We start from the raw sequence: 17,691 nt of genomic DNA, 5'->3' as shown, positions 1-17,691 counted from the left end.
TTTGTCTGAAAAATACAGATTGTCTGCTTATCTGGCTTATCCCACCTCAAAAGTCAAGAACTCCTCGGCAATGATCTGGCGCTGGCGGTTGAGGTAGCGCATGGTGATCTTGGGGTCGGTGTGGCGCATCTGCTTCTGCAGGGCCGTGAGTGAGATGCCCGCTTGGTCGGCGTTGCTGGCGCCGGTGTCTTTCCAGCTGTAGAGGCTGTAGCCCTCCTGTTTCAAGCCGGTGGCTTTGAGGGCCACGCTGTGGCGGTAATTGGCCACGTTGATGCCCATCTTGCCCTTGCCCGGTTCCAGCGCAGCAGAGGGGGCAGGGCGGCCATTGCGGATGGACGGCATGCCCGTGCCTACACCGCCAAACAGGTACCACGTGGGCGGATAGGTGCTCAGGCGCGCGGCGCTCAGCAGCTCGTAGGCTTTAGGCGGAATGGCTACGAACTCTTCCCGGCGGCTCTTGGCCACGCTGGCCTTGATGCGGATCATGCGGCGCTCCAGGAGGATGTCCTCGATCATGAGGCTGCGGAGCTCTATGGGGCGGATGAAGCAGTCGTGCTCCAGCGTGATGTAGAGGAGTAGGGCGGGGTCGTGCAGGCGCATCCAGTTGCGCAGGGCCTGCTGGTGCTCGGGCGTGAAGGGGCGGCGGATCTTGAGGTCCTCGGGCAGCTTGCCGATTTTGGCGAAGGGGTTGCCCGGCGGCTCGTCCAGCCGGTCGTAATGCTGGGTGAAGAGCGTGCGCAGCCCGGCCACCACGTTGTTGATGGAACGGCCTGTGCGCGACTGCTGGAGCCAGTCGGAGAACTGGCGGGCGAGCCCGGCGGTGAAGTCCGTCTGGCCGATGTCGTGCAGCTGGCGCTCTTTCAGAAAGTCCTCCAGACGGTTGAGGAAGTTCTGGTAGCTGCGCCAGGTCTTCTCCCGGAAGGGTGGGCGCTTGTAGGCGTCCACGCGCTCCTGGAGGGCAGTGAGCAGCGTCTGCTTGGGGGCAGGCGGTGCCAGCTCGGCAAACGGATTCAGTGCGCCGTCAGCGAGCAGCTGATTCAGGTGCGCAGCGATACCGTTGCCGATTCTACGGCGTTCTTTTGCGCTTTGTGTGTGGTTGATTCCCTTTTCAACCCGGAAGGGTATATCCTTTCCGGTAAGGGGGTGTTCGACATAATACTGAACGAACCAGCGGCGGCTTAAATCACCGCCGCAGTCGTAGAGCTTGGCAGGCTTGTATCGTAACATTTTCTCCGGCTGGAACGATTGGTTTCCGACTCAATCAATCCGGTGCGCCGTTGTGAGAATTTTGAGACGACCTAGCTAAATGCCCTTAATGTCAACGTGGAGGGGTTTTTCCTCCGGTAGTTGCGGGAGTAGGACTCGAACCTACGACCTTCGGGTTATGAGCCCGACGAGCTACCACTGCTCCATCCCGCGATTTGAGGACACAAAGATACGGCCTTTTTTGCAACTTGCAAGCCTGAACTGCACTTTTCTTGGAAAATACACCCCATACCTCCGGCTTTGTGTCGCTCGTGGGCAAGCCCAACGCGGGTAAGTCTACGCTGCTCAATGCGTTACTGGGCCAGAAGCTGAGTATCGTCACACACAAAGCCCAGACCACCCGCCATCGGATTCTCGGTATTCTGAACGAGCCGCACTACCAACTGGTGTTTCAGGACACGCCGGGCGTGATTGCGCCACGCTATAAACTCCAGGAAAAAATGATGGGCGCCGTGGAAAGTGCGATGTCGGATGCCGAGGTGATTGTACTGGTGGTGAACCCCGGCGACAAACCCACTGACAGCGGTGACGCTGAACTAGTGGAGCGCCTGCGCAAGTATCAGGCACCGGTGGTGCTGGCCGTGAACAAGAGCGACCTCTCGGACCCTGACCGCATCGTGGCGACGCGCGACCTGTGGCGCGAGGCCGTGCCGACGGTAAAAGCGGCCGTGCCGGTGTCGGCGCTGCACAAATTCAACACCGAGGCGCTGATACAGGAGATTGTGGCGCTGCTGCCCGAAGGCCCGCCCTATTTCGACAAAGACCAGCTGACCGACCGCCCCGAACGCTTCTTCGTGGCAGAAATCATTCGCGAGAAAATCTTCCTCAACTACTCGGAGGAAATCCCGTATTCGACGGAGGTGACCATCCTGCTGTTTGAAGAGCGCGAGAACGTTACCTATATAGATGCCGAGATACATGTGGAGCGGCAGAGCCAGAAGGGCATACTGATAGGCAAGGGTGCGGTGGCACTGAAGAAGATCGGGACACAGGCGCGGCGCGACATCGAGGTGTTTCTGGACCGGCGGGTATTCCTGAACCTGTATGTGCGGGTGGCTGAGAACTGGAAGAACACCGAAGGGCGCCTGCGGCAGTTTGGCTACGAATAGTGCAGGCTGACCCTGTACCTGGCGTCACAGCGGAACACTTTGCGGGCGAATGGTGTAGGTTTGTGCTATGAAGCAACAGGTATGGTTTGTCACTGGCTGCAGCACGGGCATAGGCCGTGTGCTGGCCGAAGAAGTGCTGCAAGCAGGCCACAAGCTGGTGGCTACAGCGCGTAAGCCCGAGCAACTGGACGACCTGAAGCCGCTTGCCCAGCCCGGGCAACTGCTGATACAGCGGCTGGACGTGCGCGACGATGTGCAGATAACCACCGCCGTAGAGGCCGCCAAGAACGCCTTTGGGCGTATAGACGTGCTGATGAACAACGCTGGCTATGGCCTGGAAGGCACGGTGGAGGAAACGTCGATGGCACTGGTGCGCGACCAGATGGAGACCAACTTCTTTGGTCTGGTAGCGATGACGAGAGCTGTGCTGCCACTGATGCGGGCGCAGCAGTATGGCTACATCTTCAACGTGGCAAGCATTGCGGGCCTGCGTGGCATGGCGGGGCTGCCCATTTACAGCGCCAGCAAGTTTGCGGTAGTGGGCTTCAGCGAGAGCCTGGCGCAGGAAGTGAAGCACCTGGGCATACGGGTGAGCGTGGTGGAGCCGGGGCCGTACCGTACCGACTGGGCGGGCCGCTCGATTGTGCGGGGCGAAGGAGTGCATGCCACCGACAGCGCGTATCTGGACGTGAACAAACGCACCGACACCTACCTGAACTCGGTGACGGGCAAACAGCCCGGCAACCCACGGCAGATAGCCCGCGTGCTGCTCTCGGCCAGCCAGCACGACAAGCCGCCGGTGCACCTGCTCTTTGGTGACGAAGCCATCAAGGCGTGGCAGACCGAGCTGGAGCGTGTGGCCGACCCCAACTTCATGCGCTATCTGCCCCACGGAACCGAATCGCTCTGAGACCAACGATGAACAATCCCAACCGAATTGTGTGGAAGGCCGTCCTGGTATGGGGCGTGCTGATTGGCATTTTGCGCACGCTGATGTTCCAGGTGAACTATCAGGTGTACGCCGGGCAGGATAATGTAGCCAACGTAGTGATCTGGGGGCTGACGCAGCTGGGTACTGGCGCGCTGGTGCTGGGCCTGATACTGGCGGTGCGCAAGCAGGTGCGGCCGATGTCGATGTACGCGGCGTTGATTCATACGCTAATTGCAGGCTTCATTGCCGGGCTGACTGCTGTGCCGCACGAGGTGTGGTTCAACAAGTACGCCCATCCGACGTATGCACTGGAGCAGGCCGAATTCCAGCTTTCTGAATGGCAGAAGCAGAAGGGAAACCCCAACCTGACGGAGGAAAACTGGAAGAAGACCGACGAAGGGTTCCGGCAGATGCGCGACGTCATCAAGAATACACCCAACGACGTTGGCACCATTGCCATGAAAACAGTGAGCAGTACACTGCTGGCAGTGTCGCTGTTCGGGCTGCTGTTGGGTTTTCTGTTTCGGACGTCAGCGGCGGTGGAAGTGGCTCCGGCGGCAACCACAAAAGAGGAAGAAACGCCCAGCGCCTGACCTGGGATACCCAGAAACAGAAAACGGAGCAGCGGTCAACTGCTCCGTTTTTCATTGCAACACACAAAAGAAAAGCGGTAGGCGCTGAGTGGGCGCTCAGGCGGTGGTGGGGCGGAAGAGCCAGTCGAGGTAGTGGGTGCGGGTGTCGACGGTGGCGTCCATTGCCTGCATGAGGGTGAAGAGGCCGAAGAAGGTGCGGTTGACGAAGAGAAACTCCTTGCTGCCGCGCACTTCTTTGAGGTCTTTGATCTCGAAGCCGAGGTCGCTGATGGCCTTGAAGTAGTCTGGGTTGTTGAAGTAGAAGCGGCCTTCGCGCAGGGGTGCGGTGAGCAGGCCCACGAGCCGTGAGAAGATGCTGGCCACCTGCTCGATTTTGGCAGGCGAGTCGTCGGGGCGAATAATATCGAGCTTGCGGAGCGCGGCGAGCAGGCGGTTGCTGTCCGATAGAATGGTGGGGTCAGCGAGGCAGAAGTAATCGCGGTACAGGGCATCGGACATCTGCTTGGTGCAGCCGAAGTCGAGCACGCCGACGGTGCCATCGGGGCGGAAGAGGAAGTTGCCGGGATGGGGGTCGGCCTGTACGCGCTTCATCTCGTGCACCTGAAAGGCATAAAGGTCCCAAAGGTTCTGGGCGGCTTTCTGCACAATGTCGGTGGGCACGGCGGCAAGGAAGTCCTTGAGGTGCATGCCCTCGAGCCAGGTCATGGTGAGGACACGGTCGGAGGAATACTGCGGCAGATACTGGGGGAAGACCACGCCGGGAATATGGCCGCAGAGCTGGGCAAATTCCATGGACACGCGGAGCTCGTGGGCGTAATCGGCTTCTTCGAGCAGCCGGGCTTCCACCTCCTCAAAGTAGGGCTCGATTTCGGCGGTGGTGGTGTTGACAAAGCGGGGCACCACGGCCTTGACGATGCGGAGGTCGCTCTGAATGCTGTCGGCCACGCCCGGATACTGGATTTTGACGGCCAGCTGCTGCCCGTCTTTCCACGCCATGTGCACCTGGCCCATCGAGGCGGCCTTCACGGCCTGGGGCTCGAAGCGGTCGAACAGCTGTTCGGGCGACTGACCCAGCGACTTGCTGAACACCTGCATGGCCAGTGGCGCCGACATGGGCGGCACCTGATACTGGGCCTTTGCCAGCACGTTGGTGAAGGTGGGCGAGAGGTTCACCTGGTCCATACTCATCATCTGGGCCACCTTGAGGGCAGTGCCCCGCAGCTCGGTCATGCCTTCGAGGAGGTCTTCGGCGTTGGCCTGGTCCAGGCTTTCGCGGCTGGGGTTTTGGAGCAGGGCCTTCTGGCCGTAATACTTCAGGTAGTTGCCGCCCATCTTGGCACCAGTCTTCAGAAACTTGCTGGCGCGTTCGATTTTGCTGGTAGGGAGCTTTTCCTGGGGAGAGTTTTCAGACATGGTGTGAGCGTGAGTATGGCAGTTGTCGGGGCGATGTCTGAATAACGCCAGAATGGGCACAACAGTGCCGGATTGAGGCAGCAAAAACGACGGTTGAAGGCCGAAAAAGAACGGTATTTCGGCGCTATTTCCGTTCTACCTTTGTTGTCCTGTTCTAACCTTAACCTAAAGAACTTACCTGCATGGCCAAGCCTGTAGCACTTCCCGATATGTCTGCCATTACGCGCGATCCGTTCCCGGCCTCGCGCAAGGTGTATGTCCCTTCCGAGCGCTTCCCGGACGTACAGGTAGCGATGCGGGAAATCAGCCTGAAGGACAACCCGCCGATTACGGTATACGACACGTCGGGGCCCTACACTGACCCTTCTGTACAGATTGATATCACGCAGGGGATTTCGCCAGTGCGGCAGGGCTGGATAGAAGGGCGTGGCGACGTTGAGCGCCTGAACGCCCCCAGCAGCGCCTATGCCCGCGAGCGTCTGGCCGAGACCGAGCTGGATGTCATCCGATTCCCGAATCTTTCGCGCCGTGACTTTCCGCTGCGTGCGAAGGCTGGCCAGAACGTGACGCAGATGCACTATGCCCGCAAAGGCATCATCACGCCGGAGATGGAGTACATCGCCATTCGTGAAAACCAGCGTTTGCAGGCTGCCCGCGAACAGGCGGCCAAACAGCACCCCGGCCACAGCTGGGGCGCCCGTACCCCCAAGTTTGAAATCACGCCCGAGTTCATCCGGGAAGAAGTAGCGAGCGGCCGCGCCATCATTCCGGCCAACATCAACCACCCGGAGAGCGAGCCGATGATCATTGGCCGCAACTTTCTGGTGAAGATCAACGCCAACATCGGCAACTCGGCCGTGTCGTCAAGTATTGCTGAAGAAGTGGAGAAGGCGGTGTGGGCCTGCCGTTGGGGCGCCGACACCATCATGGACCTGTCTACTGGCAAGAACATCCACGAGACACGCGAATGGATTCTGCGCAACAGCCCGGTGCCCATCGGTACGGTGCCCATCTATCAGGCGCTGGAGAAAGTGGGCGGCAAGGCCGAAGACCTGACCTGGGAGCTCTTCCGCGATACGCTGATTGAGCAGGCCGAGCAGGGCGTAGACTACTTCACCATCCACGCCGGAGTGCGCCTGCGCTACATTCCGTGGACGGCCAAGCGCGTGACCGGCATCGTGAGCCGGGGTGGCAGCATCATGGCCAAGTGGTGTCTGGCCCACCACCAGGAAAACTTCCTGTATACGCACTTTGAGGAGATCTGCGAAATCATGAAGGCGTACGACGTGGCCTTTTCGCTGGGCGATGGTCTGCGGCCGGGCTCGATAGCCGATGCCAACGACGCTGCACAGTTCGGCGAGCTGGAAACGCTGGGCGAACTGACGCAGATAGCCTGGAAGCACGACGTGCAGGTGATGATTGAGGGCCCGGGCCACGTGCCGATGCACATGATTCAGGAGAACATGGAAAAGCAGCTGAAGCACTGTGGCGAAGCGCCTTTCTATACCCTGGGGCCGTTGACAACGGACATTGCGCCGGGTTACGACCACATTACCTCGGCCATTGGCGCTGCCATGATCGGCTGGTTTGGCACCGCCATGCTGTGCTATGTGACGCCAAAGGAGCACCTGGGCCTGCCGAACAAGAAGGATGTAAAGGACGGCGTGATTACCTATAAGATCGCCGCCCACGCCGCCGACCTGGCGAAGGGGCATCCTGGTGCACAACTGCGCGACGATGCCCTGTCGAAGGCGCGGTTTGAATTCCGCTGGGAAGACCAGTTCAACCTGGCGCTGGACCCTGATACGGCCCGTGAATTCCACGACGAGACGCTGCCCAGCGAGAACGCCAAAGTGGCGCACTTCTGTTCGATGTGTGGCCCGAAATTCTGCTCGATGGAGATTACGCAGCAGATTCGCGACTATGCCGCCAGCCAGGAGGCCGAGCAGGGCATGCGTGAGAAATCGGAAGAGTTTCTGAAAGCTGGTGGCGAGGTATACGTCAAGCAGTAATCAGATAAAGGTATATAATGAAAAAGGCCCCGATATCGGGGCCTTTTTCGGTTGTAATAGAGAGGATCGGTCGTTTACAGACGGGCTCTCGAGGTGGATTCTCAGTAGTCGTCGGTGCCGTAGATGTCTTTCTCGATTTCGTCGGCTACTTCCGAGGCGAGGTCGATCATGGCATTGAGGGTAGCGGCATCGGCGTTGGCTGAGATCTTTACAGAGAAGCAGATCATGTATTTGCCGCTGGACTCGCTGTAGTTGATTTCCCATGCACCAATCTTGCGGCGGCTGTTGTCGGTGAGCAGTTGCTGCATGATTTCCTGCGAGGGGCGCTTGGTGTCATTGTAGATAGGGCAGTAAACCTCGCGGATTTCGAGGCCGGAGTACTTGTAGGTAACCGAGCGGACGAATACGAGCTGGGTACGGCCGCCCTCTACGTTGAACGTGCACTTGAAGTCGCCGTTCGAGAGGTTGGTGTACTTGTAGCCTTTTTCAGTCATGAAGCGGACAACACGCTGGTCTATGTTGTCGTCGCCCATCTGTGCGAAAGCTACAGCGGGGAGTACGAGGAAGGCCAGTGCGAGAATCCGGCCGAGGAGGGTGGCACGAAGCATAGCTGTTTAAGGATTAGCTGTTAGTTGACCTCAAGATGGCAGCTTTTCTTTTACGGCTTCACATTCCTTTACACAATGTTTCTTAAGTGGTGGATTTTACCGCATTTGGGTGCTGGAATCTGTTCATCTTCGCAGCCTGAATTTTTGCCATGTATCATTATTTGCTGTTGCTGCTGAGTGCCGTGTTGTTGCTGGAAAGCTGTGCGCAAAAGGCTGCTGATCAGCCCCCTGCTACGTTTCCGCTCTATTCAGGGGCACCCATCAAGGACAGGTACGAACTGCCACCCTGCGACAGCGAGGGGTGTGCCGTACGGGTGCAGATGGCTTACCCCCAGTTGGATACCACGCAGGCAGGGCTGGCAGTCGCCAACCATTGGCTGAAGGAGCGGTTATTTCATGTGTATGACGACGAAGTGAAGGCCCAGACGGTTCGGGAGGTCTTCGAATTCATGCGGGCGGAATATACCAGCGCGGTCAAGGCCAATGCGGAGCTGATGGGGCACTGGTACATAGAGCGCGACGCCAAGGTATTGTGGGTAACCGACTCGCTGATTTCGCTGTACTTCCACGACGACTCCTATGCTGGTGGGGCGCACCCTAATACGACCGTGCAACTGGCAAGTTTCTGGCGGACGACTGGCCGTCAGCTGACGCTGAAGGAACTGGTGAAGCCGGGGCAGGAACAGGTGCTGGCACGGGTAGCAGAGGCTGCATTTCGTGACGAACGTGAGATTCCTGCCGACAGCTCGCTGGTGGAGCAGGGGTTCATCTTTTTTGAAGAGAACGGCTTCTTTGTGTCGGAGAAAGTAGCGCTGACGGAACAGGGCCTGTTGGTGCGCTACAATGCCTACGATGCAGGTTCCTATGCCATGGGGCCTACCGAATTCACGCTGTCATACGATGTGCTGAAGGGCATCCTGAAGCCAGAGTACCTGCCTATGGGCAAACGCTAAGGCTTGGGAATGCCGTTTACGGCAATAGCAGCGCTTTGGAGGCAGAGAGGAATACCGCCGCCGGGATGCACACTTCCGCCAGCAAAGTAAAGGCCCTTTAGACGGCCGGAGTGGTTGGAGTGGCGCAGGAAGGCCGCGAAGCGCGAGTTGCTGGCGTTGCCATAGAGTGAGCCGCCGAGGCTGCTGGTGCGCTGCTGAATCAGGCGCGGTTCTAGCAGGCTTTCACATTCGATTAGAGGCGCGATGTCGGTGCCGAGACGAGCGGACAGCTGTTGCAGAATGGTCTGGCGGGCGGTTGCAATAAGTGCAGGCCAGTCCTGACCGGTGTCAGGCGGGGTGTTGATCATGACGAACCAGTTTTCGCAGCCCTCTGGGGCGTCGGCTGGTGCCATTTTGCTGGAGATATTGAGGTAGATGGTGGGCTCGGCGGGTACGGTGCGCCGGAGGAACATGTCGTCGAACTCGCGCTGGTAGTTGCTGGAGAAGAAGACGTTGTGGAGCCCCAGCTGCGGGAAAGCCTTGCGGATTCCCCAATAGAAAATAAGTCCGGAGGTGGATTTCTCCTGCGCCAGCAGGCGCTCGGGAGCAGGGAGGTCAGGCAGGAGGCGGCGGTAGGTAGGCGTGACGTCCATGTTGCTGACGACAACCTGTGCGAAGAGTGGACCGAAAGGGGTTTCGACCCCCGTCGTTTTGCCATTCCGGTGCAGAATGCGAGAAACGGGGGTATTGAACTGGATGTTGACTCCCAATTTTTCGGCCAGGCGCACCAATGCCAGCGTAATGGCGTGCATGCCACCATGTGGGAACCATGCACCAAAGCCAAATTCGACATGCGGGATCAGGGAAAGTGTGGCCGGGGCCCGGTAGGGGTCGCTGCCGTTGTAGGTGGCATAGCGATCGAACAGTTGGACGATTTTTGGGTGGCGCAGGCGGGCGGCATTGGCGCTGTGCAGCGAACGGGTGCCGTCTATACGCGGCAGGCGGAGGATGCTGAGCAGGGTGGGCCAGCGGAGGTAGGTGGCAAGCCGGTGCAGCGAACGGTCGAGAAATACGTGGTGCGTGATTTCATGAATCTCGCGGGCGCGGTGCAGGTGGTGCAGGACATCGGCGGCGGGCACATCAAAGAGACGGTTGCACTCCTGGGCAAAGGCTTCGGGACTGGCGGCGACATCAAGGCGGGTGTCGTCGGGCCAGAAATAGTGGAACATGGGGTCCAGCCGGTGGAGCTGGAGGTAGTCGCCGAGCGACTGGCCACAGTCTGCGAAGAGGCGCTCTAGGTATTGGGGCAGGGTGAAGAGCGAGGGGCCGGCGTCGAAGCGGTAGGTGCCGCCAGGCGCTTCCAGTACAAACTCTGAGAGCTTGCCGCCCGGATAGCTGTTGGCTTCGAGCAGGGTGGTGGCGTACCCTTTGTGTGCCAGACGACAGGCGGCGGCCAGGCCGGCCACTCCTGCTCCCACGACAATGGCAGAGGCTGGTGCAGACATGAGAGTTAAACGCAGTGCGGCAGCGAAAAGGTGCCCCTCAGAACAGGCGCATGTTTCCTTTGGGCATCAGGAAATAAAAGAGCAGAATGCCCAAGGCCATGACGGCAGGCGCCAGCCAACGGCCTTTGCCTTCAGGAATCCCATAGAAGACGATTGCGGCTGCCAGGGCAATGAACGCTGCGGCAAAAGGCTGGGAGAAAAGATTCCAGTTCTGGCGATCCTGAAGAAAATACAGGCCTGCATACAGGAACTGGCCGGCCAATGGGACAAGAAAATGCAACAGGTGCAGGCGCGGCCGGTCATTGAGGTAGGCCAGTACTACGGGAAGGTCTGCAGCGGTATGCATGATGCCGAAGCCCGCCAGCCAGCCTACGCAGGGGATACCGAAATAGGCTGCAAGCAGTATTAGAGTTCCCAGCAGGTCCTCCATGTCAGCTTATTTGATTGAAGTGCTGTCTTTGGCAACAAACAGCCAATATGACAGTCCCAGTGCAGCACAGGTTGCCAAGCCAGGGAGGAGGCCCTCTCCGCCAGGGAGGCTATAGGTTACACCCGAACAGAAGATCGCCGCAAATGAGACGATGAAAGGCTCGAGGAACATGTTCCAGCCGTTGCGCTCGCTGATGCGACAGAGGAGAGCGTAGGTGAGTTGTGCAGTTAGGGGCGCCAGGAGGTGATACCAGGAGAAGTGGGCCGTGGTTTCGGCAAAGCGGAACACGAGCGCATAGCCCAGACTCCATCCCAGAACGGGCAACAGCAGAAAGGCTGTTCCAATCAGTAGGTTTTCTCTGACAATGGACGGAATCATGTTACAATAAACGCAAAAACCCGGCCATTAGCCGGGCTTGCGAAGATATTAACCTTAAAGATTCTCAATAACGATAGGCATCGCCTTTGAAGGGGCCCTGAACGGGTACGCCAATGTAGTTGGCCTGGTCTTCGGTGAGGACCTCCAGTTCAACACCAATCTTGGCGAGGTGCAGACGGGCTACCTCCTCGTCGAGGTGTTTGGGCAGGGTGTAGACTTCGTTTTTGTAGCTCGTATGGTTGTTCCAGAGTTCCATCTGCGCGAGGGTCTGGTTGGTGAACGAGTTTGACATTACGAATGAGGGGTGGCCCATTGCGTTGCCAAGGTTCATCAGGCGGCCTTCTGACAGCAGGATGATTTCCTTGCCATCTACATTGTAGAGGTCTACCTGCGGCTTGATGTTGATGTGGGTGTGGCCATAGTTGGCTTTGAGCCAGGCTACGTCGATTTCGTTGTCGAAGTGGCCGATGTTGCCCACAATGGCCTTGTCCTTCATGAGTTTGAAGTGGCGGCCAATGATGATATCGCGGTTGCCAGTGGCAGTAACGATGATGTCAGCTTCGGGGATAGCCTTATCCATGGGCTTCACCTCGTAGCCGTCCATTGCGGCCTGGAGGGCGCAGATGGGGTCAATTTCCGTTACGATGACACGGGCGCCGGAGGCAGACAGGCTGGCAGCCGAGCCTTTTCCTACGTCGCCATAACCAGCAACAACGGCAACCTTGCCGGCTACCATAACGTCGGTGGCACGGCGGATGGCGTCGACACACGATTCGCGGCAGCCATATTTGTTGTCGAATTTCGACTTGGTAACGCTGTCGTTCACGTTGATGGCGGGCACGGGCAGTTTGCCAGCGCGCATGCGCTCATACAGGCGCATAACGCCAGTGGTGGTTTCTTCAGAGATGCCGCGGAGCTCTTTAACAATGTCGGCTTTGCCATCGAGGACGATGTTGGTGAGATCGCCACCATCGTCGAGGATCATATTCAGAGGCTTACGGTCGGGGCCGAAATAGAGTGTCTGCTCGATACACCAGTCGTACTCACCTTCGGTCATTCCTTTCCAGGCGTAGACAGGAATGCCAGCGGCAGCGATAGCAGCAGCAGCGTGATCCTGGGTAGAGAAGATGTTGCAGGACGACCACTGCACTTCGGCGCCAAGTTCTACGAGGGTTTCGATGAGGACGGCGGTCTGGATTGTCATGTGAAGACAGCCAGCGATACGGGCGCCAGCGAGGGGCTTGGACTTGCCGTACTTTTCGCGCAGTGCCATCAGGCCAGGCATTTCCGCTTCAGCGAGCCGGATTTCTTTGCGGCCCCATTCGGCCAGCGTAATGTCTTTAACCTTGTAGGTAGTGGCAGTGGTTTGGGTAGCAACCATCATAGTAAAGATTGAGCTATAGTAACGCGGAAAGGCAGGGTTATCGTTTCCGGCGATTCAACGTTGCGAAGTTAATATTTTCATTTTTAATTGAAAATAAAAAAGGAGGCCAGTTGAGGCCTCCCATACCTTTGAATGCCAGGCTGCTTACTGGGCAGCTTGTGTTGCGGCAGCCGCAGCAGTCTTGACATCGATATTCAGGTTCACCTCGTCGCGGATGAGGTCATCCTTCTTGCCTTCGTACGCAATGCCGAAGTCTTTGCGGTTGAGGTTGAAGTTTGCAGCTACGGCAATGTCGTTGCCATTGCGGGTAACGGTAGCAGGGATTTCAATCGCCTTGGTAACACCACGGAGTGTCAGGTTGCCTTTCACGAGGTGTGTAGCACCATTTGCACCGGGCTGTGCCTTTACCTCAGTGATAACGAACTTGGCTTCGGGGTGGTTCTGGGCATCGAGGAAGTCGGCGCTGAGGAGGTGGCCAGTGAGCTTCTGCTTCCACTCGCCCTGCAGGTCAGTTACGTTGAGGCTGGCTACGGAGAGGGTGAATTCACCGCCTACGAGTGCGCTGTCGTTCACAATGAATTTGCCATTGGTAACGGCAAAAGTACCTTCATGACGGCCGGTTACTTTAGTGCCGATCCACTTCACCTGGCTTTTGGCGGTGTCGATGGCGACTTCGGTACCAGCGACTGCGGGGGCAGCCTGGGCGTCAGATACCTGCGCTTGTGGCGCTTCAGGAGCCTTGGTGCAGGCTACGAGGGCGAAGAGGCCCGCGGAGAGAAGGAGAGAATTACGCATGTGTGAAAGATGGAAAAGATGGTGAAACAACAAACAAGATTCGTGCCGTAAGTGAAGGCTGACGGAATGGCAGAAGTGGGTTGAAATTACCAATTAATGGATGGGACTGGGTTTTTGTATCTTGAGGCCTTCAAAATTGATTACCGCACATCCTTACCCATATGTCTGTATTGAAGCTGCCCGTAGTTACGGTTGCTGACTTGTTTGAGAAGCACAAAGCTGCCATTGAAGCAGCGCTGAAGGCTTTCCACAGCCGCGAGTTCTATGCACAGTATCCGGAGATGCCATCGCCCAAAGTATATGGCGAGACGGCAGATGCGGAGGGCAAAGCTGAATTTGAAGCACAGCTGGGCAAGCCCTTCAGCCGCCTGCTGCAGAGTGCCGACACGCAGATTACCAGCGACGAGGTGTCGGCCTTCACTCGGCAGAAGCTGGGCATTACTTATCCAGCCCTTAAGAGCCCTGCCGATTACGTAGCCAAGAGTGCTGCTGCCTGGCAGCAGTGGAAGAAGACCGATGTGAAGACCCGCGCCGGCATTCTGGTGGAAGCACTGGAAGCCATGAAGGCCAAGTTCTTCGAGATTGCCTATGCCACCATGCACGGCACTGGCCAAGGCTACATGATGGCCTTCCAGGCGAGTGGCCCCCACGCGGCTGACCGCTGCATGGAGGTAATTGCCCTGGGTATTCAGGAGCTGACCCGTTACCCCGACGAAGTAACCTGGGACAAGCCCGCTGGCAAGACCAATCTGGTGCTGAAGAAATATTACCGTCCGGTACCCAAGGGCGTGAGCCTGGCGGTGGCCTGCTCCACCTTCCCGCTGTGGAATACCCTGCCTGGGGTTTACGCCAGCCTTATTACGGGAAATACGGTGATTGTGAAGCCGCACCCACTGGGCATTTACTCGCTGGCCATTGGCGTGGCTGAAATTCAGAAGGTGCTAAAGGCCCACGGCTTTTCGCCCGACGTACTGATGCTGGCCCCCGATACCACCAGCGCGCCCATCACGAAGCCGCTGGCCGAGCATCCCGACGTGAAGCTGATAGACTACACCGGGAGCACCAGCTTCGGTAACTGGCTGGAGAGCCTGCCCGGCAAGCAGTGTTTCACCGAGAAGAGCGGTATCAACTCGATTATTCTGGACAGCTGCAACGACCTGAACGCTGTGGTGCAGAACCTGGCGATGTCGATGATGCTGTACAGCGGCCAGATGTGTACGAAACCCCAGAACTTCTACATCCCCAAGAGTGGGGTGAAAGTGGGCGGCGAAGTGGTGGCCTATGATAAGGTGATGGAAGCGCTGGTAGCTGCCGTTAAGGGCCTTGCAGAAAACCCAAAGGCTGGCCCTGCCGTACTGGGGGCCATACAGGCCGATGCCACAGCCGAGCGTGTAGACACCGCCCGCAAGCCTGGTATTGGCAAGGTGCTGCTGGATGCCGTTCCGGTGCCGAACCCCGAATTCCCCGAAGCCCGACTCTTCACGCCAGTGATTGTGGAAGTGCCTGCCGACAAAAAGGACGTCTACCTGCGAGAGATGTTTGGCGGTGTGTTCTATGTGATCCCGACCGACAGCACGCAGCAGTCTATTGCGCTGGCCGCTGAAAGCGCCAAGCTGCACGGTGCCATTTCCTGCGGAGCCTACACGACCAGCGAGGAGGTGATGGTAGAGATTGCCGAGGCGATGGCCGATGCCGGCACGCCGGTTGGCTTCAACCTGACAGGTGGTGTATTCATCAACCAGAACGCTGCATTCAGCGATTTCCACGTGACGGGCGCCAATCCCTCAGGCAATGCTACGCTGACGAACCCCGAGTATCTGCTGCGCCGGTTTACCTATATCGGCTTCAAAGTGGCCCAATAAGCTGCTTCCAGCTGCAACTACACGACAGGCACCTCCACGAGGTGCCTGTTTCTGTTTTGGGGAGTGAGGCCGGGGTGTATCTTGCAGCCATGCAGGACAAAGTAGTACTCATCACTGGTGCCAGCAGCGGCATCGGTAAGGCCCTGGCCGAGGTATTTGCCCGCAAGGGCAGCCGTGTGGTGCTGGGCGCGCGCGATGAAGCCGCCCTGAACGTGCTTGCCGATGCACTGGAGAAAGAAACCGGCAAGCGACCGCTGGTGGTGCCCATGGATGTAACCCGCCCCGAAGACGGGCAGCGCATGGTGGATGAGGCACTGAATGCCTATGGACAGATAGATGTAGTGATTGCCAATGCGGGTATATCGCAGCGGGCACGCTTTGACAGTGCGCAGATGGACGCCCTGCGCCGGGTGTTTGACGTGAACTTCTGGGGGGCGCTGCATACCATACAGCCTGCGGTGAAGCACCTGGAAAAGACGAAGGGCAGCGTGGTGGGCATCAGCAGCATTGCCGGGTTTCGGGGGCTGCCGGGCCGTACGGCTTACAGTGGCAGCAAGTTTGCGCTGAACGGCTTTCTGGAAGTGCTGCGCACCGAACTGCTGGAGCGCGGCGTACATGTGCTGACCGCCTGTCCGGGTTTTACACAGAGCCGTATCCGGGAAAATGCCCTGATGGCCGATGGCAGGTCGTACAGCCAGGTGAAAGGCGCGGGCGCCAGCTACCGCGAGGAAGCCAGCATGATGACCGCCGAAGAGTGCGCACTGCATGTCTACAATGCGACAGTGGCACGCAAGCGCACCCTGATACTTACCGGGCAGGGCAAACTGGCTGTGTGGTTGAACAAGCTGTGGGGCGCCATGGCCGATAAGCTGGTGCTGAAGAACTTCAAAAAAGAAGAAGACCCGGTGGTGTGACCGGGTCTTTTGCTGAGGGCGGGTGAGAGCTGCGGGTAGGGTCAGTCGGGCATACGGAAGGGCTCGGGCTGGCGGCCATCCACGTCGGTGAAGCCAAACTCGCGGGCCAGTTCGCCTACCACCTGCGGTTCGTTGATGCGAGCCATAAGTGACTGACGGTCGGCTTGGGCCAGGGCCACTACCGCACGGCCAATGTAAGCGGTTGATTCGGTCTGCTCCAGTTCGTCTGGCGGGTGGGCGTCAAGCACGCGCTCGGTGCGCATGAAGCCCGGCGACAGCGCGATATAGGGAATGCCGTGCGGCTTCAGGTGTTGCGCCATGCCAAATGCCAGCCGGCTGATGGTGTACTTGGCGAGGTCGTAGAAGACACTGCCGAGGAAACGGTTGCGGTCGTAAAAGGTGGTGGAGATAAGCAGCCCGTGCCCCTGCTGGAGCAGATAGGGTATGGCGGCACGTGCTGCCAGATAGTGCAGCTTGGCGCCACCGTCAATCATGCGCGTCCAGTGGCTGGTGCTTTGCTCCCACACAGGGGTGAAGTAGCTGCTGCCGTCGTCGGCGTAGGCTTTGCCATCGAAGCCCTCGTTGCCGCTCCAGGCGTTGAGGACGGCGATGTCAATACGTCCTTCCTCGCGCCACACCTGCTGGAATAGGGCGGAGTTGGCAGCTTCGGAACCGTGGTCGCAGATGACTGGGATGGCGGTGCCTCCAAATGCTCGGATTTCTTCCGCAGTCTGCTGGACCGAACCCTGCACATTGTCGGTGCGTGTGGTTGGGGTGCTGCGGCCTGTAACGTAGACAGTGGCACCACAGCGGGCCAGTTCCAGCGCAATGCCTTTGCCTGCACCGCGTGAGGCACCGGCCACGACGGCTACTTTGCCGGAGAGGAGGGTAGGGGTGAGAAACGTATTCATATTGGGTGTGAGTGATTACGATGCAGGGTTGTTGCGCGTGCGCCACTGTAGAAAGAGGCGTGGCAGTTCAGCTTCGAGCCAGCAATAGAAATCGACCATCTCGGCGAGGTTGCGGCTTCGGTCGTCGTCGCGGGTGCCGTAGAGCGCGAGAGCCTGTTCGAAGAGTTTTCGGAATGCTACCGAGTGGTTCATCTTCTCCTCAAAGGCGGTGTAGAACTCCTGAAAGTGGAATCGATAGTATGTTTTGCGGATTCCGGGCAGGGTATAGGGGCTTACCATCTGGCTGTCGGCGAGGAGACGCAGACTGGTGGAGATGGAGCTTTTGCTGGCACCGAGCGCCAGGCAGAGGTCGTCGAAAGAGATGTGCTGGGCATCTGCTGCAAGGAGATAGCCAAGAATACGGCCTGCCATCTTGGGTGCTCCAAGTCGTTCGAGGCTGATACCTGCGGCCTCGACGAATTCCTGGAGTGGGGTAGGGGTGTGTATTTCAGGAGCCATACGGTGCAAATGTATGATTGGTTCTGAAATTACCGAACTAAAAAGTATTCACAAAAAAAGGACAGAGTGGCAGGGCTGTGAGGAGCAAGTGGCAGGAAGAACTGACAGGGTGTACATGTGTGGGTGGGTGGCACGTGTTTCGCTAAGGAG

17 protein-coding genes and 1 tRNA gene are annotated in these 17,691 nt (G+C 58.3%); 7 read left to right on the top strand and 11 right to left on the bottom strand.

What is annotated here, in order from left to right; translation table 11 throughout:
* Nucleotides 1-36: 36 nt before the first annotated feature.
* Both AC2D8O_RS10615 and AC2D8O_RS10610 read right to left on the bottom strand, forming a co-directional pair.
* Nucleotides 37-1,227, bottom strand: a complete 1,191-nt coding sequence (locus AC2D8O_RS10615; RefSeq protein WP_484678793.1) for a tyrosine-type recombinase/integrase — start codon at nucleotides 1,225-1,227, stop codon at nucleotides 37-39.
* Between the two features lie 120 nt (nucleotides 1,228-1,347).
* Nucleotides 1,348-1,419: transfer RNA gene (locus AC2D8O_RS10610), tRNA-Met, on the bottom strand.
* Nucleotides 1,420-1,478: 59 nt separating this feature from the next.
* Here AC2D8O_RS10610 and era point away from each other — a divergent pair.
* From era to AC2D8O_RS10595, 3 genes are all read left to right on the top strand, one after another.
* Nucleotides 1,479-2,375, top strand: a complete 897-nt coding sequence (era, locus tag AC2D8O_RS10605) for a GTPase Era (RefSeq protein ID WP_484678792.1) — start codon at nucleotides 1,479-1,481, stop codon at nucleotides 2,373-2,375.
* 67 nt (nucleotides 2,376-2,442) lie between these two features.
* Complete coding sequence (locus AC2D8O_RS10600; protein WP_484678791.1) at nucleotides 2,443-3,285, top strand: oxidoreductase; 843 nt, start codon at nucleotides 2,443-2,445, stop codon at nucleotides 3,283-3,285.
* A gap of 8 nt (nucleotides 3,286-3,293) precedes the next feature.
* Complete coding sequence (locus AC2D8O_RS10595; RefSeq protein ID WP_484678790.1) at nucleotides 3,294-3,899, top strand: DUF4199 family protein; 606 nt, start codon at nucleotides 3,294-3,296, stop codon at nucleotides 3,897-3,899.
* A gap of 96 nt (nucleotides 3,900-3,995) precedes the next feature.
* Here AC2D8O_RS10595 and AC2D8O_RS10590 read toward each other — a convergent pair whose 3' ends face one another.
* Complete coding sequence (locus AC2D8O_RS10590) at nucleotides 3,996-5,312, bottom strand: ABC1 kinase family protein (RefSeq protein WP_484678789.1); 1,317 nt, start codon at nucleotides 5,310-5,312, stop codon at nucleotides 3,996-3,998.
* A gap of 182 nt (nucleotides 5,313-5,494) precedes the next feature.
* Here AC2D8O_RS10590 and thiC point away from each other — a divergent pair, with 182 nt between their 5' ends.
* A complete protein-coding gene (gene thiC / locus AC2D8O_RS10585) occupies nucleotides 5,495-7,324 on the top strand; it encodes a phosphomethylpyrimidine synthase ThiC (protein ID WP_484678788.1) in 1,830 nt (609 codons plus the stop codon).
* A gap of 101 nt (nucleotides 7,325-7,425) precedes the next feature.
* Here the strand turns inward: thiC and AC2D8O_RS10580 are convergent, their stop codons facing one another.
* Nucleotides 7,426-7,932 carry a hypothetical protein gene (locus AC2D8O_RS10580; protein ID WP_484678787.1) on the bottom strand — a complete coding sequence of 169 codons (507 nt, stop codon included), beginning with the start codon at nucleotides 7,930-7,932 and terminating at the stop codon, nucleotides 7,426-7,428.
* 149 nt (nucleotides 7,933-8,081) lie between these two features.
* Here AC2D8O_RS10580 and AC2D8O_RS10575 point away from each other — a divergent pair, with 149 nt between their 5' ends.
* The gene (locus tag AC2D8O_RS10575; protein ID WP_484678786.1) at nucleotides 8,082-8,885 is read left to right on the top strand and encodes a DUF3298 and DUF4163 domain-containing protein; all 804 of its coding nucleotides are present in this window, start codon (nucleotides 8,082-8,084) and stop codon (nucleotides 8,883-8,885) included.
* Here the strand turns inward: AC2D8O_RS10575 and crtD are convergent.
* The 5 genes from crtD to AC2D8O_RS10550 all read right to left on the bottom strand — a co-directional run bounded on the left by crtD (nucleotide 8,882) and on the right by AC2D8O_RS10550 (nucleotide 13,356).
* Complete coding sequence (gene crtD, locus AC2D8O_RS10570) at nucleotides 8,882-10,369, bottom strand: 1-hydroxycarotenoid 3,4-desaturase CrtD (RefSeq protein ID WP_484678785.1); 1,488 nt, start codon at nucleotides 10,367-10,369, stop codon at nucleotides 8,882-8,884. The two genes, AC2D8O_RS10575 and crtD, sit on opposite strands and share 4 nt — an antisense overlap.
* A 37-nt stretch (nucleotides 10,370-10,406) precedes the next feature.
* Nucleotides 10,407-10,799, bottom strand: coding sequence for a hypothetical protein (locus AC2D8O_RS10565; protein WP_484678784.1), 393 nt, complete (start codon nucleotides 10,797-10,799; stop codon nucleotides 10,407-10,409).
* 6 nt (nucleotides 10,800-10,805) lie between these two features.
* Entirely contained in the window at nucleotides 10,806-11,177 is a 372-nt protein-coding gene (locus AC2D8O_RS10560; protein ID WP_484678783.1) for a hypothetical protein, read from the bottom strand.
* Nucleotides 11,178-11,241: 64 nt separating this feature from the next.
* The gene (ahcY, locus tag AC2D8O_RS10555) at nucleotides 11,242-12,558 is read right to left on the bottom strand and encodes an adenosylhomocysteinase (RefSeq protein ID WP_484679313.1); all 1,317 of its coding nucleotides are present in this window, start codon (nucleotides 12,556-12,558) and stop codon (nucleotides 11,242-11,244) included.
* Between the two features lie 147 nt (nucleotides 12,559-12,705).
* Nucleotides 12,706-13,356 carry a YceI family protein gene (locus tag AC2D8O_RS10550; RefSeq protein ID WP_484678782.1) on the bottom strand — a complete coding sequence of 217 codons (651 nt, stop codon included), beginning with the start codon at nucleotides 13,354-13,356 and terminating at the stop codon, nucleotides 12,706-12,708.
* 161 nt (nucleotides 13,357-13,517) lie between these two features.
* Between AC2D8O_RS10550 and paaN the strand changes: the two genes are divergently transcribed.
* Nucleotides 13,518-15,218, top strand: a complete 1,701-nt coding sequence (paaN, locus tag AC2D8O_RS10545; RefSeq protein ID WP_484678781.1) for a phenylacetic acid degradation protein PaaN — start codon at nucleotides 13,518-13,520, stop codon at nucleotides 15,216-15,218.
* An 89-nt stretch (nucleotides 15,219-15,307) separates the two neighbouring features.
* Complete coding sequence (locus tag AC2D8O_RS10540) at nucleotides 15,308-16,132, top strand: SDR family oxidoreductase (RefSeq protein ID WP_484678780.1); 825 nt, start codon at nucleotides 15,308-15,310, stop codon at nucleotides 16,130-16,132.
* Nucleotides 16,133-16,173: 41 nt separating this feature from the next.
* Here AC2D8O_RS10540 and AC2D8O_RS10535 read toward each other — a convergent pair whose 3' ends face one another.
* Complete coding sequence (locus AC2D8O_RS10535; protein ID WP_484678779.1) at nucleotides 16,174-17,043, bottom strand: SDR family NAD(P)-dependent oxidoreductase; 870 nt, start codon at nucleotides 17,041-17,043, stop codon at nucleotides 16,174-16,176.
* A gap of 15 nt (nucleotides 17,044-17,058) precedes the next feature.
* Complete coding sequence (locus AC2D8O_RS10530) at nucleotides 17,059-17,541, bottom strand: GbsR/MarR family transcriptional regulator (protein WP_484678778.1); 483 nt, start codon at nucleotides 17,539-17,541, stop codon at nucleotides 17,059-17,061.
* Between the last annotated feature and the right edge of the window lie 150 nt (nucleotides 17,542-17,691).

This window comes from Pontibacter sp. T17 (assembly GCF_057219875.1).
This window is presented reverse-complemented; position numbering and strand designations above follow the sequence as displayed.

What these genes read in the sequence shown, in the direction of transcription:
- AC2D8O_RS10615 (WP_484678793.1), bottom strand. Translation starts at nt 1,227, where the DNA reads ATGTTACGATACAAGCCTGCCAAGCTCTACGACTGCGGCGGTGATTTA.
- AC2D8O_RS10600 (WP_484678791.1), top strand. Translation starts at nt 2,443, where the DNA reads ATGAAGCAACAGGTATGGTTTGTCACTGGCTGCAGCACGGGCATAGGC.
- AC2D8O_RS10595 (WP_484678790.1), top strand. Translation starts at nt 3,294, where the DNA reads ATGAACAATCCCAACCGAATTGTGTGGAAGGCCGTCCTGGTATGGGGC.
- AC2D8O_RS10590 (WP_484678789.1), bottom strand. Translation starts at nt 5,312, where the DNA reads ATGTCTGAAAACTCTCCCCAGGAAAAGCTCCCTACCAGCAAAATCGAA.
- thiC (WP_484678788.1), top strand. Translation starts at nt 5,495, where the DNA reads ATGGCCAAGCCTGTAGCACTTCCCGATATGTCTGCCATTACGCGCGAT.
- AC2D8O_RS10580 (WP_484678787.1), bottom strand. Translation starts at nt 7,932, where the DNA reads ATGCTTCGTGCCACCCTCCTCGGCCGGATTCTCGCACTGGCCTTCCTC.
- AC2D8O_RS10575 (WP_484678786.1), top strand. Translation starts at nt 8,082, where the DNA reads ATGTATCATTATTTGCTGTTGCTGCTGAGTGCCGTGTTGTTGCTGGAA.
- crtD (WP_484678785.1), bottom strand. Translation starts at nt 10,369, where the DNA reads ATGTCTGCACCAGCCTCTGCCATTGTCGTGGGAGCAGGAGTGGCCGGC.
- AC2D8O_RS10565 (WP_484678784.1), bottom strand. Translation starts at nt 10,799, where the DNA reads ATGGAGGACCTGCTGGGAACTCTAATACTGCTTGCAGCCTATTTCGGT.
- AC2D8O_RS10560 (WP_484678783.1), bottom strand. Translation starts at nt 11,177, where the DNA reads ATGATTCCGTCCATTGTCAGAGAAAACCTACTGATTGGAACAGCCTTT.
- ahcY (WP_484679313.1), bottom strand. Translation starts at nt 12,558, where the DNA reads ATGGTTGCTACCCAAACCACTGCCACTACCTACAAGGTTAAAGACATT.
- AC2D8O_RS10550 (WP_484678782.1), bottom strand. Translation starts at nt 13,356, where the DNA reads ATGCGTAATTCTCTCCTTCTCTCCGCGGGCCTCTTCGCCCTCGTAGCC.
- paaN (WP_484678781.1), top strand. Translation starts at nt 13,518, where the DNA reads ATGTCTGTATTGAAGCTGCCCGTAGTTACGGTTGCTGACTTGTTTGAG.
- AC2D8O_RS10540 (WP_484678780.1), top strand. Translation starts at nt 15,308, where the DNA reads ATGCAGGACAAAGTAGTACTCATCACTGGTGCCAGCAGCGGCATCGGT.
- AC2D8O_RS10535 (WP_484678779.1), bottom strand. Translation starts at nt 17,043, where the DNA reads ATGAATACGTTTCTCACCCCTACCCTCCTCTCCGGCAAAGTAGCCGTC.
- AC2D8O_RS10530 (WP_484678778.1), bottom strand. Translation starts at nt 17,541, where the DNA reads ATGGCTCCTGAAATACACACCCCTACCCCACTCCAGGAATTCGTCGAG.